General features: G+C 33.2%; 12 protein-coding genes. All 12 read right to left on the reverse strand.

The window, feature by feature from the left end:
• Positions 1–201 precede the first annotated feature (201 nt).
• The gene (locus tag ACYQ39_RS05845; RefSeq protein ID WP_459841105.1) at positions 202–1,170 is read right to left on the reverse strand and encodes an ABC transporter ATP-binding protein; all 969 of its coding nucleotides are present in this window, start codon (positions 1,168–1,170) and stop codon (positions 202–204) included.
• A gap of 11 nt (positions 1,171–1,181) precedes the next feature.
• On the reverse strand, positions 1,182–2,171 hold the full coding sequence (locus ACYQ39_RS05850; protein ID WP_459841107.1) for an ABC transporter ATP-binding protein: 990 nt from the start codon (positions 2,169–2,171) through the stop codon (positions 1,182–1,184).
• Positions 2,172–2,187: 16 nt separating this feature from the next.
• Positions 2,188–3,111, reverse strand: coding sequence for an ABC transporter permease (locus ACYQ39_RS05855; protein ID WP_459841108.1), 924 nt, complete (start codon positions 3,109–3,111; stop codon positions 2,188–2,190).
• 21 nt (positions 3,112–3,132) lie between these two features.
• Entirely contained in the window at positions 3,133–4,056 is a 924-nt protein-coding gene (nikB, locus tag ACYQ39_RS05860; protein ID WP_459841110.1) for a nickel ABC transporter permease, read from the reverse strand.
• Positions 4,057–4,341: 285 nt separating this feature from the next.
• A complete protein-coding gene (locus ACYQ39_RS05865) occupies positions 4,342–4,914 on the reverse strand; it encodes a lytic transglycosylase domain-containing protein (protein ID WP_459841111.1) in 573 nt (190 codons plus the stop codon).
• A 59-nt stretch (positions 4,915–4,973) separates the two neighbouring features.
• A complete protein-coding gene (gene coaE / locus ACYQ39_RS05870; RefSeq protein ID WP_459841113.1) occupies positions 4,974–5,564 on the reverse strand; it encodes a dephospho-CoA kinase in 591 nt (196 codons plus the stop codon).
• Between the two features lie 17 nt (positions 5,565–5,581).
• Positions 5,582–6,232, reverse strand: a complete 651-nt coding sequence (gene ytaF, locus ACYQ39_RS05875) for a sporulation membrane protein YtaF (protein ID WP_459841115.1) — start codon at positions 6,230–6,232, stop codon at positions 5,582–5,584.
• Between the two features lie 61 nt (positions 6,233–6,293).
• On the reverse strand, positions 6,294–8,165 hold the full coding sequence (locus tag ACYQ39_RS05880; protein WP_459841116.1) for an ABC transporter ATP-binding protein: 1,872 nt from the start codon (positions 8,163–8,165) through the stop codon (positions 6,294–6,296).
• Positions 8,166–8,167: 2 nt separating this feature from the next.
• Complete coding sequence (mutM, locus tag ACYQ39_RS05885) at positions 8,168–8,992, reverse strand: DNA-formamidopyrimidine glycosylase (RefSeq protein WP_459841118.1); 825 nt, start codon at positions 8,990–8,992, stop codon at positions 8,168–8,170.
• Positions 8,993–9,086: 94 nt separating this feature from the next.
• Positions 9,087–9,494: an acyl-CoA thioesterase gene (locus ACYQ39_RS05890; RefSeq protein ID WP_459841120.1), complete on the reverse strand. Its 408-nt coding sequence runs from the start codon at positions 9,492–9,494 to the stop codon at positions 9,087–9,089.
• A gap of 20 nt (positions 9,495–9,514) precedes the next feature.
• The gene (locus tag ACYQ39_RS05895) at positions 9,515–10,621 is read right to left on the reverse strand and encodes a phospholipase D-like domain-containing protein (RefSeq protein ID WP_459841121.1); all 1,107 of its coding nucleotides are present in this window, start codon (positions 10,619–10,621) and stop codon (positions 9,515–9,517) included.
• Positions 10,622–10,697: 76 nt separating this feature from the next.
• On the reverse strand, positions 10,698–12,047 hold the full coding sequence (locus tag ACYQ39_RS05900) for a TldD/PmbA family protein (protein ID WP_459841123.1): 1,350 nt from the start codon (positions 12,045–12,047) through the stop codon (positions 10,698–10,700).
• Between the last annotated feature and the right edge of the window lies 1 nt (position 12,048).

The raw sequence follows: 12,048 nt of genomic DNA on the forward strand, positions 1-12,048 counted from the left end.
TTAATACCATCTTTTATATATTATTCATCTACTAACTACAAACAAGCATTTATGATTTGATAGTTAAGGTTACTTACATATGTCATCTGCACAAGAAAAAAATCATATATATTAATTCTACTCACATATTGTAATATAAAATACTTCTATTGTTAAAAATTGAATAAAAAAGCAGCTGCATAATTGCAGCTACTCACTATTCTATTCACTTAAATGACAAGCTACAAAGTGTTTATCACCTTTATCTGTAAATTCCGGTTCTTTTTTCTTACAGATATCTTCTGCAAATGGACATCTAGTATGGAAACTACAACCACTTGGTGGATTAATTGGGCTTGGAACATCACCTTCCAAAATAATTCTTTCACGATCAACTTCTGGATTAGGAACAGGAATAGCTGATAATAAGGACTTAGTATAAGGGTGTTGCGGATTATCATATAATTCATCTTTATCAGCTAACTCCATTATCTTACCTAAATACATCACTGCCACCCGATCACTAATATGACGAACTACACTCAAATTATGAGCAATGAATATATAAGTCAAATTCATCTCTTCTTGTAAATCTTCTAGGAGATTTAGTACCTGCGCCTGAATAGATACATCTAAAGCAGATACTGGTTCATCACAAACAATAACTTTTGGATTAACTGCTAAAGCTCTAGCAATACCAATTCTTTGCCGTTGTCCACCACTAAACTCATGTGGATATCTATTGGCATAGTTAGCCTGTAAGCCTACCTTAGTTAATAGTTCTCTAACTCTTCTTTCTTTTTCTTGACCAGCAGCTAAACCATGAATCTCTAATGGCTCACCAATAATCTCCCCTACTGTCATCCGTGGATTTAAAGAGGCATAAGGATCTTGGAAAATCATCTGCATCTCACGTCGTAAACTACGCATTTCTCTTTTTCCTAAATCATAAATATTATGCCCTTCAAAAACTACTTCCCCTTCTGTGGCACTTAATAAATTTAATAATACTTTACCTGTTGTTGATTTACCACAACCTGATTCACCTACTAGACCTAATGTTTCGCCTCGTTTTACTTCAAAATCTAATCCATCAACAGCTTTAACTGAATTAATCTGTTTATTAAATAACCCACCTTTAATTGGAAAATGTTTCTTTAACCCTTTTATCTTTAAGATACTATCTGCCATTATTTCACCTCCTATTCACTTTTTAAATCCAATTCTCTCCATCTCCAGCATCTTACTATATGGTCTGTATCTACTTCTTCTAACTTTGGTTCTTCTTTCCAACACTTATCAGTAGCATAATCACATCTATTAGCAAATCTACAACCTGCTGGAAAACTAAATGGATCCGGTACAATCCCTTTAATTGGTTCTAATTTATTATCTCTACCAGTTACTTTTGGAATTGAATTGATTAATCCTTTAGTATATGGATGTTCTGGGTCTTTAAATAGAGTTTTAACATCTGTCTGTTCTACAACTCGTCCACCATACATAACAGCTACTCTATCTGCTACCTCAGCAATTACACCTAAGTTATGCGTAATTAACATAATGGCAGTATTAAATTCATCTCTTAATTCCTGCATTAACTCTAAAATTTGAGCCTGAATTGTTACATCTAAAGCAGTAGTTGGTTCATCTGCAATCAATAATTCTGGATTACAAGCCAAAGCCATAGCAATCATAACTCTCTGTCTCATACCACCACTTAACTGATGAGGATGTTCATTTACCCTTTCTTCAGGTGATGGAATTCCTACTTTCTCTAACATTTCTACTGCCTTTTCTAAAGCTTCTTCTTTATTTATATCTTCGTGTAGTTGCAATGTTTCTGCAATCTGATCTCCAACTGTATAAACAGGATTAAGAGATGTCATTGGCTCCTGGAAGATCATTGAAATTTCATTACCTCTTATCTCTCGTAAATCTTTAATTGGCTTTTCTAATAAATTTTGACCTTTAAATAAAATTTCCCCGCCAGCAATATCTCCAGGTGGAGTAGGAATCAATTGCATAACTGAAGCAGCTGTTACACTCTTTCCAGAGCCTGACTCTCCTACTACTCCTAAAGTCTCTCCTTGCTTAATATCTAAACTAACTCCATCAACTGCTTTAACTGTTCCACGATCTGTATGAAAATAAGTTCTTAAATCATTTATTTCTAAAATTTTATCTGACATCTTCTCACCTCCAATGCTACTCATTCATCTCTGGGTCTAGAGCATCTCGTAAACCATCACCAAATAGATTAAATCCTAATACTGTTAACATAATTGCACCACCTGGGAATAACATCATACGTGGCTCAGATCTTAGATAAGATTTTCCTGTACTTAACATTAATCCCCAACTTGGATTTGGAGGTTGACTTCCTAATCCTAAGAAACTCAGTCCAGCCTCAGCTAAAATAGCACTTGCTACACCTAATGTAACAGTTACAATAATTGGTGCTAAACAATTTGGAATTAAGTGTTTAAAGATAATTCGAAAATCACTAGCTCCTAAAGCTTGAGCAGCTTCAATATACTCTTCCTCTTTTAAAGACATAACTTGTCCACGTACAATTCTCGCTAATCCTGGCCAACTAACTAATCCTAAAGCAATAAATACTTTATCTACACCTGGGTCTTGAAAGACAGCCATAATAGCAATTGCAAATAACAGGAATGGGAAGGCTAAGAAAACCTGAATTAAATAAGAAATAATATCATCAACTACCCCACCATAATATCCTGCTACAGCACCTAAAGTAATCCCAATAACTAATGCAATTACTTGTGTAACAAAACCTACCATCAGCGAAATTCGTGCACCATAAATTATTCGACTAAAGATATCACGACCTAATTTATCTGTACCAAAAGGATGTGCCAAACTTGGACCTTGCATAGATAGCTCTACCTTACCATCTTCCATTACTGGAGAGTAATAAGGGCTATAAGGAGCAATCCAAGGAGCAAAAATAGCTACTATAATCAAAGTAATAGTAACACCTAAACCAAACATTGCTAATTTATTTCTCTTTAATCTTCCCCAAGCATCTTTCCAAGGACTATGTGTCTCTACTTCTTCTTGATTTTCAGTCTCTTGGGAATTCTGCTCTAACCCAACTTGGGCCATAACCAATCCCTCCTTTTTCTTTTAATCATATCTAATTCGTGGATCTAAGAAACCATAACTAATATCAACAAGTAAATTAACAACAATAAAAATAGCAGCTAAAAATAGTACTGTTCCTTGAATTAATGGAAAATCTCTCTTCATTACTGCATCAACTGCTAAACGACCAACACCAGGCCAAGAGAAAGTCTTCTCTGTTAGCACTGTACCACCTAGTAAGTAACCCATTTGAGTTCCAATTACTGTAATAACTGGAATTAAAGCATTTCTTAATCCGTGTTTAATAACTACTACCTTCTCAGATAATCCTTTTGCTCTAGCTGTCTTAATATACTCTTTATTAATTACTTCTAGCATACTTGATCTTGTCATTCTAGCAATCTTAGCAGCTTGTCTACTTCCTAAAGCAAACGCAGGTAAAATTAGATTCTGCCAACTACCATAACCACCTACTGGTAAGATATCGAAATTTAAAGCAAAAATCCAGATTAAGATTAATCCTAACCAATAGACAGGCATTGAAACTCCTACCATTGCTAAAGTCATAAATAGATAATCCCAAATAGAGTTAGGTAAGACTGCAGAGATAACACCAGCAGTTACTCCTATAACAATTGCTATTCCCATAGCTGAACCTGCTAGTTTAGCTGTTGCCGGTAATCTTTCTAGAATCATATCTACTACTGGACGATTAGAAGTAAAGGAATTTCCTAAATCTCCTTGGAATAATCTAAAGATAAATCGTTTGTATTGAACAGGTAAAGGATCGTTTAACCCCATTTCTTCTCTAATCATTTCTACTGTTTCTGGGTCGGCATTTTGGCCCATAGCAATCCGAACTGGATCACCTGGAACAAAAACAAAGTTAAGCAAAAAAGTTAGTGTAGCAATTCCAATTAAAATAGGTATTGCCATGAAACTCTTTCGTGCTATATATGTCAGCATATTATCACCTCTCTTTATATTTTGTTACTTTCAACTTTATCACTTTAATCTGCTAAAGACAAATAGATGCTTTTATAGAAGGTTACTTATCTAAGTCACTTATAAGATAATAAAACAACTTAAGCTACCATAAAACAAGAATTAATCTGTCACCTCCTCAAAATTCGAACAAATGTTGCCTAAATATACAATTATAGATATAAAACTGCAACACTCTAATTTTATCCTAGTTTTTTTATTTTGTCAAACAAATCTTAAGATACATCCTTTGTTCTTTCTAGAATTTTATTTATTCTCCTGTTTTGAACTATAAATAAATTTATATTTTCTATAAACTTTAATTACTTTATTAACATAGCCTCTAGTCTGAGCAAAAGGAATTTTATGAACATTTTCATGCTTTCCATCCCACTGATTACTATTAAGCCATTTATTAACATTACCAAAACCACCATTATAAGCAGCTAAGGTGACAGCTAATTCTCCTTTAAACTTATTTTGCAACCAACTTAAATACCAACAACCATATTTAATATTTATTTCAGGTTTATATAAATCACCTGTTATAAAATCTTCCTCTAACATATCAGAAATCCATATTCCTGTCTTAGGCATAATCTGCATTAAACCTCTAGCTCCTTTATTAGAAGTTGCCCAAGGATCAAATTTACTCTCCACATAAATAACAGCAGCTACCAAATAGGGGTCTAGATCATTCTTAATTGCTTGATTAAATATTAAATCTTGATATAAAAAAGGATATACTAATTTTAAAATTAATTTGTACTGTGAAAAAATCAAACCAAATAATAATAAAATCAAACAGAAGATAATAACTTTCTTAAAGTCCCAGTACACTAATAACACTCCTATAAGGAATCCAGTTTTAACTATATTTATGTAATCAGTTATATATTTTATACCTTCTTATTTGCTGCAGAATAGATCTGTTTAACTCTTTTCTTTATTTCTAACTGATTTCCACTATTGTCAATAATCCGATCTGCATAATCTTTCTTATCTTCTAATGGCATTTGTGATTTTATTCTAGCTAAAGCTTCTTCTTGATCAAGATCTCCTCTAGCCATTAATCTCTCTACTTGTATTTTCTGAGGTACATATACTAACCAAATTTCATCAAATAATTCCATCATATTAGCTTCAATTAATAAAGGAACCTCTACAACTACTAGTTCTTCTACTCTCAGTTCTTCTAATCTATTCTTAATCTCAGCAATAATAAAAGGATGTGTTATTTCATCTAACTTCTCTTTAGCATAATTATTATTAAAGATTATATCTCCTAGCTTTTTACGATCAATTTCATTACTAGATAATAAAATATCTTTTCCAAATTCTTCAACTATCAACTCCCAGACTTCTGTTCCTGGCTCCATTAACTGATGGGCAATCTTATCTGCGTCAAGAACTTCAACTCCTAATTCACTTAATAATTGAGCAACTGTACTTTTGCCACTAGCTATACCACCAGTTAATCCTATATTCAATATTATCGCTCCTTTTATTAAAATAATTTAGTTAAACCTAATATAATTAAAATTAATCCAGGTAGTAATCTAATAGTAGAATTGATTCTATTACCAGTTATCTTCTTTCCTAGATATATTCCACCACTTAACAACCCAAATTTACAACCTATTACTAATAAAGCGCTAACTAAAGGTTGATATCCTACCATAGCTGCCCCAATTCCAGCTCCAAAAGCATCTAAAGCTAAAGCAATACCTAGAAATAGAGCTTCTTGTTTACTAATTACCCCTGAATAGTCAAGATCTGCCTTGACTGGTTTATGTAAAATGTTAATAATTAAACCTAGAGATTCAATCTTAAAAGTAAATACCTCACGAGGATCTGGATCACTTTTAACTACTTTTTCATCCACTACTAATAAGCTATGCACAGAGTCATAAAATAACCAACAACCTATTAAAATTAAAATTATTCCACCAATCCTGGTAGCCCAAATAGGAGCTAAAAAATTAGTTAATAGATTACCTAAACTCATAGCTAATAAAATAGTAATTCCAGAAGCAATACTAATAATTAATATTGACCCATAATTCATCTTAATCCCTTTTAATCCATAAGTAATACCTACTACAAAACCATCTAAACTAATTGCTAAAGCTAAAATAAAGATAGCTAATAAATCCATCAGCCTTCCCCCCTCTATTTATACCTATAACTAACATATGACAAAGGGGAAGGGTCTGTTACTAAATAGCTTGTTCCCACAAATTATAATAATGATTTAATTCTTCTTTAGTAGATTCATATTTTTTAGTTAGATCTGCTAATTTAGATTGATCTTCATATAAGTCTTGTTGCTCAAATTTTTCTTCTAATTGCTCAATTTGAGATTCTAATTCTAAAATCTTTAGTTCTAATTCTTCTAAATCAACTACTTCTTCTTGCGACTGTCTCTGAGTTTGATGTTGACTATTTTTTTCTTTTTTCTTTTCTTGGGCAACTCTTTTTTGCCGGGCCAACTTCTCTTGATACTGCTTATAGTATTCAGAGTAGTTACCTTTATACTCTATTAAACTATTATCCTCTAACGCAAAAATATTATCGACTAATTTATCTAAAAAATAACGATCATGAGAGATAACTAAGATAGTACCAGGATAGTTCTGAAGGGCTTCTTCTAAAATCTCTTTTGATTTAATATCTAGATGGTTAGTAGGTTCATCTAATAATAACAGGTTAAAATCTTGTACTGATAACTTAGCTAAAGATACTCTAGCCTTTTCTCCACCACTTAAAGTAGCTACCTTCTTAAAGACATCATCTCCTTGAAATAAGAATCGGGCCAATATATCTCTCGCCTGAGATTCTGGCATCTTCTTATCTACTTTCTGTAGTTCTTCAACTAAATTATAGTCGGGATTTAAGCTAGTATGCTCCTGGTCATAATAACCGACCTTTACTCTAGTACCTACGTTAAACTGACCACTATCAGCCTCTTCTTTACCTACTAACAACTTAAATAAAGTAGATTTCCCACTACCATTCGAGCCAACTAAAGCTACCTTCTGTCCACGATACAACTTAAATTCCACATCTTTAAAGATTAACTCATCATCATATGACTTACTTAAATCTTCTACTTGTAGTACCTGCTCGCCACTGACAGTCTCTGACTTGAAATCAATCTTTGGATTCTGCAAACTAGGTGGCGATGGAATCTTCTCCATTCTATCTAACTTTTTTTGGCGTCCGCGAGCCTGTTTAGAGTCTACTCCAGCCTTATTCTTTCTGATATAGGCTTTCATCTTCTTAATCTTCTTCTGTTGTTTTTCATACTGGCGTTTCCAAGTCAGTAATCTATGCTCTTTCTCCTCTAAATAAAAAGAATAATTTCCTTTATACTCTTCAAAACGTGCCTTCTCTAACTCCCAAATTCGATTAACTACTTTATCTAAGAAATAACGATCATGAGAGATAATAACTACTGCTCCTGGATAATCATTTAAGTATTCCTCTAGCCATTCTTTGGCTGCTAAATCAAGATGGTTAGTTGGCTCATCTAACAATAGTAAGTCAGGCTGCTGTAATAATAACTTAGCTAAAGCTGCCCTTGTCTTTTGGCCACCACTAAAGTTTGTTAATTGAGCTTTAAAATCTGTTTCACTAAAGCCCAGTCCTTTTAAGACACCTTTAATCTGACTCTCTACTTGATAGCCATCCTTTTCTTCAAACTCTTGACGTAAACGACTATAGCGTTTCATTATCTTATCTAATTCTGGCCCAGAGAGTTGGCCCATCTTACCCTCTAACTCTCGTAACTCTTCTTCTAGAGCAAATACATCAGCAAAAACACTTAACATCTCCTGATATAAAGTTGTCTCTAGATTAACAGCAAAGTCTTGGGCCAAATACCCAATATCTAGATCATTACTAGTTAAGATTTCTCCTTTATCTAAATGCTCCTGACCTGTTAAAACCTTCATCAAAGTCGATTTACCAGTACCATTGGCCCCAATTAATCCAATCCGACTATCTTTCTGTATCTGTAATGAAATATCTCGAAAAACCACTTGTTCTGGGTATCGCTTACTTCCTTTTCGCATCTGTAATAAAGCCATCTTTACTCCTCCTGTTGACAATTCGGACAGAAATAAGAACTACGTCCTCCTACTTTAATTCTTTCTAACTTTGTACCACATCTATTACATTCTTCATCCTCTCGACCATAAGCACGAAGATAATTTTGATATTCACCAGCTTCTCCACTGGCATCAACATAATCCCACTTAGTTGTGCCACGATGTTCAATTCCTTCTTGTAGAACTTGCTTAATTGCCTTAAATAATCTCTTTATTTCTGCTTCGGTCAAGGTATCTGCTGTTCTTAAAGGATGAATTTTAGAAATAAAGAGTGCCTCGTCTACATAAATGTTCCCTAATCCAGCTAAAAACTTCTGATTTAATAATAACGGTTTAATTCTACCACGTCGAGTCGACATCATCTCCTTAAATTTCTCTAGAGTAAACTCAGCAGATAATGGTTCAGGACCTAGCTTAGTCAAACTTCCTGCATCCTTAAGGTCTGTAACTAAATAAGTTCGCGTAAACTGTCGCTTACTACCTAATCTTAGTTCATCATCACCAGCAAATTTAAAGAAGATATAATCATACTTATCTATTTCATCTTTCTGCTTAGTATAAACAAATCTACCTGTCATTCGCAGATGAGTAACTAAATAATAATCATTATCTAATTCTATAATAATATATTTACCTCTTCTTCTAACCTTCTCTATCTTACTATCAGATAATACCTTTTTAAACTCTTCTACTTCAGGATAAGCTATCAACTTCTCCTTCTCTACATCAACATCAACAATTTCTTTATCCAACACAAAGTCACTTAAAGTATCAACTACTGTCTGAACTTCTGGCAACTCTGGCATTTTAACACCTCACTTTTGTAGTTTATAGTATATAGTTTACAGTTGACATCAGGTAAGGGTTCAATATATTAAACCCTTACTTACTCACCACTCATTACTCATCACCAAAGATTTTGTCCCACAACTCAGAGTGTTTCTTACGCAGAGGAATAGGTTTAAAGTCTTGATTAACAAAAGGATGCGTGGTAGTTCCTGTCATTAATAATTCATCCTCTAACTTAACTTGATACTCAAAACTTATTTTAACCTGTTTTAGCTCTTTAATTTTAACAATTATTGTTACTAGATCATCATATTTAGCTGGCCGATGATAATTGCAGTTCACCTCTAATACTGGCAGTAAAACTCCTACTTCTTCTAACTCTTTATAACTGCAACCTTTATCTCGAAAATATTCTGTTCTAGCCACTTCAAACCAATGTAAGTAATTAGCATGATGGACTACTCCCATTTGATCTGTCTCATGATACTCAACTCGTCGCTGACATTTATATCCTGACATTAGCTCCCCTCTTTCTATAATTAACAGAATACTCTCTCAGTCAAAGCAATTAACTTATTATAATTTAAATTTGTTTCTCTAGAAATTAGAGTACACTCTTGTAGGTGTTCTTGTCTCCAAGTCTTCCATTTACTATATATATTATCCCCATTTTTAACTAGAACATTCAATTCTGATAACTTACTCATACCCAACTTATGAAAGTTAGCAGATCCTAAAAAGAAATTATTTCTATCTACACACATAAATTTAGAATGGACCATTCTATCTGATAAATAAACCTTTATCTCTGAATTTGATCTGCTTATTATCTTCTCTAATACCATTTGATTTAATGCTTGTTGGACATTAGAATCTTTAGAAGTTATGACAGTAATATTAACCCCTCTTTGAGCAGCCTCAATAATTTTATCTGTTATATCTGGATCTCCAAAATAGGCCATCTCTATATCTATTCTATATTTTGCTTCTTCTAATAGCTTTAATATTTTAGGTTTAATTTCAAATATATCTTGTTCTCTTAAATTAAGAGAAAACTCAATATCTTGATAACCAACATTAGATAGATTACCAGCTAATCTATCTAAAAAATGAGTTACTAGCTCAGAGTCAACAAACTTAATCATATAATCTGCATATTCCTCTTTTAATTCATCTACTGTTTTGTTTCCAATATTAATACCACCTAAAATCAATACCCTATTATCAAAGATATAAAACTTAGAATGATCATTTCTTTCTTCATCAGACCTAATCGTAATATTCTTATGCTCTAACATTCTATTTAATTTTTTATTTGTATACTGCCTCTTAGAACGTTTGTTATCTCTATAATATAATAAGGAAATAACACACTCTTTAATTGATGAACAAATATCTCTATTCTTATGGAAGAAACTCTGTTTATATTGTTCAACTCTTTCAAATACAGAAGCTGCCTTATCTTTTACAATTTCTATTTCAACTCCTCTATCTGCAGCAGCAAGTAGTTCCTTAGCTATTAAATTTCCAATTTCATCATCTCTCCAGATATACATACAAATATAAATAGATTCTTTAGCTTGTCTTATCTGTTGAATTATTTCATTATAAGATTCGGTTTCATTTATTAACAGTTCTCTCTCCATAATTTACGTCGCTTAAAAACCAATGGTTATAAACCATTGGGAGGAAAAGCGACTATATCCCCCCTTTTTTACTTGATCAACTTCCACTAATTACCAACTCTTTCACTTTAAAAGTTGGACTAGCAAAAGATCCAATTGTAGGATTAAAAGTCAAGTCATCTCCTAGCTCCTCTATATCCTGTAGAAAGTCAATTAAATTTCCTGCAATTGTAATCTCACTAACTGGCTGCTTAATCTCACCATTTTCAATCCACTGACCAGTAGCACCTACTGAAAAATCACCTGAAATAGGATTAGCTCCTCCAGTTACTAATCCAGATACCTTATGGACATAAAATCCATTCTTAATATCTTGGATAATTTCCTCTTGTTTTTTATTACCAGGAGCCAAATAGAGGTTACTAGCTGAAACACTAGGAATTCCCTTATAACCTCCTCGACTACCATTACCTGTAGATTCAACTTGATCCTTATTAGCAGTATAAGTGTCATATAAGTAGTTAGTCAAGATGCCATCTTTGATCAATTCTGTAGCAGAACATGGAACACCTTCATCATCAAAAGGAGCTGTTGCCAACCCTGCTTCTAAAGTACCATCATCAATAATACTAACTTCTTTAGATGCTACCTTTTCGTCTAATTTATCAGCAAATAAAGAACGACCTTTCTGTACTGCCTCAGCCGTTAAAGCTTGGGCCAATACATACATAAACATACTACCTATCTCTGGAGTAAAGACTACAGGTGCTTTCTGTGACTTAACAGGTTGGCCACCTAATAGCTTAATAGCATTTTGAGCAGCTTCTTCTGCTTTTTGAACTGGTTTCAACTCTTCTAAAGAATCACCATAGGCTATAGCCTGACCAGTCTGTTGATCTTCTCCTTCTTTAGCTAAAACATAAAGATAAGCATAACATCCATTACTACGATAACTTTCATCTAGTCCCTTTGAATTAACAATTCTAATTTGAGAGTCATAATCACCATAATTGACTCCAATAACCGACTCAACCTTGTCGTTATAATCTACAGCTACCTGCTCCATCTCTAAAGCTAAATCAATCTTATCTTCAATACTGATATCTTGTAATTTGGGATTATAAATATCAAGTTTTGGGTATTTAAACTCTCCTTCTGGCAATTTCCTATATTTATCTGCAGTAGCTAATTTAGCATTAGCAATAGCTTCTGTAATTACTTCTTCTAAAGCATCTGGCTTAAAATTAGCAGTATAGGCAAAGCCCATTTTATCTCCAACAAAGGTGCGAATACCTAACCCTTTGGCATGAGAAGATTCTAAGGAATCAACCTGATTATCATAAACCTCTATATCATTATTATTAGATTTTTGGTAATATAACTCAACTTCATCTGCACCTTGTCTTTGAGCTTTAGCTACTAACTCTTTTAAGTCTAGCTCAGACATA

It is taken from the genome of Halanaerocella petrolearia (assembly GCF_054657875.1).

Excerpts from the sequence above, each read along its gene's own strand:
- ACYQ39_RS05845 (WP_459841105.1), bottom strand. The coding sequence starts at position 1,170 with ATGGCAGATAGTATCTTAAAGATAAAAGGGTTAAAGAAACATTTTCCA.
- ACYQ39_RS05850 (WP_459841107.1), bottom strand. The coding sequence starts at position 2,171 with ATGTCAGATAAAATTTTAGAAATAAATGATTTAAGAACTTATTTTCAT.
- ACYQ39_RS05855 (WP_459841108.1), bottom strand. The coding sequence starts at position 3,111 with ATGGCCCAAGTTGGGTTAGAGCAGAATTCCCAAGAGACTGAAAATCAA.
- nikB (WP_459841110.1), bottom strand. The coding sequence starts at position 4,056 with ATGCTGACATATATAGCACGAAAGAGTTTCATGGCAATACCTATTTTA.
- ytaF (WP_459841115.1), bottom strand. The coding sequence starts at position 6,232 with ATGGATTTATTAGCTATCTTTATTTTAGCTTTAGCAATTAGTTTAGAT.
- ACYQ39_RS05880 (WP_459841116.1), bottom strand. The coding sequence starts at position 8,165 with ATGGCTTTATTACAGATGCGAAAAGGAAGTAAGCGATACCCAGAACAA.
- mutM (WP_459841118.1), bottom strand. The coding sequence starts at position 8,992 with ATGCCAGAGTTGCCAGAAGTTCAGACAGTAGTTGATACTTTAAGTGAC.
- ACYQ39_RS05890 (WP_459841120.1), bottom strand. The coding sequence starts at position 9,494 with ATGTCAGGATATAAATGTCAGCGACGAGTTGAGTATCATGAGACAGAT.
- ACYQ39_RS05895 (WP_459841121.1), bottom strand. The coding sequence starts at position 10,621 with ATGGAGAGAGAACTGTTAATAAATGAAACCGAATCTTATAATGAAATA.
- ACYQ39_RS05900 (WP_459841123.1), bottom strand. The coding sequence starts at position 12,047 with ATGTCTGAGCTAGACTTAAAAGAGTTAGTAGCTAAAGCTCAAAGACAA.